The sequence below is a fragment of the Mycobacterium gordonae genome, from assembly GCF_002101675.1.
GTDB classification, from domain to species: domain Bacteria; phylum Actinomycetota; class Actinomycetes; order Mycobacteriales; family Mycobacteriaceae; genus Mycobacterium; species Mycobacterium gordonae.
Genome location: NZ_LQOY01000132.1, coordinates 1 through 1376 on the forward strand (window position 1 = coordinate 1; position 1376 = coordinate 1376).

Genomic DNA, 1376 nt, shown 5'->3' on the forward strand with positions numbered 1-1376 from the left:
CCGCCGGACTGGTCGGCGTTGGCGGCGCGGGTGGAGCCGGAGGCAGCTCGTCGACCGGTGCCGGCGGTGCCGGAGGGGCTGGTGGCGCCGGCGGGTGGCTGGCCGGCAACGCTGGAGCGGGCGGGCCAGGCGGGTTCTCGTCTGCCCTGAACGCCCTGGGCGGGACAGGCGGCGTGGGTGGGCACGGCGGGCTGTTCGGCGCGGGAGGCGCCGGTGGAGACGGCGGCACCAGCTCCAGCGGCCAAGGTGGGGCCGGTGGAGCCGGTGGCAGCAGTGGGCCGCTCGCCGGGCTCGCCGGTGCCGGTGCCGGTGCCGGCGGCAACGGCGGCTACGGCTTTTCGACCGGGGGCGCCGGCGGGGTCGGCGGCAAAGCCGGTTTGCTGGGTGGTCCCAGCGGAGCAGGCGGCGACGGCGGATTTGGCGAAAATGCCTCTGGCGGTGCTGGCGGCGCCGGTGGGACCGCTGGGTTGGTGGGAGACGGGGGTGCCGGCGGAGATGGCGGATTCGGCTCTAACGCCGCGGGCAAGGGTGGCGCCGGCGGTCGCGGTGGGCAGGCGGGCCTGTTGTGGGGTTCAGGCGGCGCCGGCGGAACGGGCGGCAACAGCGCGACACCCGTCGCGGGCGAGGGCGGCGCCGGCGGCGATGCCGTCCTGCTCGGCTTCGGCGGAACGGGTGGCGCAGGTGGGTCCAGCCTGAGCAACCATGGCGGTGTTGGCGGCGCAGGCGGCCGTGCCGGCCTGCTGCTGGGCAACGGGGGTGCCGGGGGCATCGGCGGCGAGGGCGGAATGGTTTCCCACGGCGGCGCCGGCGGCAACGGCGGCAACGCGGTGGTGGTCGGCAACGGCGGGAATGCCGGCTTGGGCGGGAGCGGATCGGCAGTCGGGCAAACCGGTGCTGGTGGCATCAGCGGGGCACTCTTGGGGCTGGACGGTTTTAACGCTCCGGCCAGCGGCTCAGCACTGCACAACTTCCAGCAGCAGGTGCTCAATGCTGTCAATTCACCTGTGCAGGCGCTCACCGGCCGTCCGCTGATCGGCAACGGCACTCCCGGCGGCACGGGCACCGGCGCTGCAGGCACGCCCGGCGGCTGGTTGCTGGGCGACGGTGGCGCCGGTGGGGCCGGGGCCTCCGGTACGGGACAAAACGGCGGGGCCGGCGGCGCTGCCGGCCTGCTCGGTGCCGGCGGGAGCGGCGGGACCGGCGCCAAGATCACGGCGTCAGGAGGCACCGCGACCGGCGGGGTCGGCGGGGCCGGCGGTTGGCTGTCCGGCAACGGCGGCAGCGGCGGGATCGGCGGCATGGACACGTTCGGGAGCGTCGGCGGAACGGGTGGGGGCGGCGGGGCCGGCGGGCTCTTCGATGCCGGCCCCGGCCAT

1 pseudogene is annotated in these 1376 nt (G+C 76.5%); it reads left to right on the forward strand.

The window, feature by feature from the left end:
* A pseudogene (locus AWC08_RS36650) lies at positions 1-1376 on the forward strand (PE family protein); the annotation flags it as partial.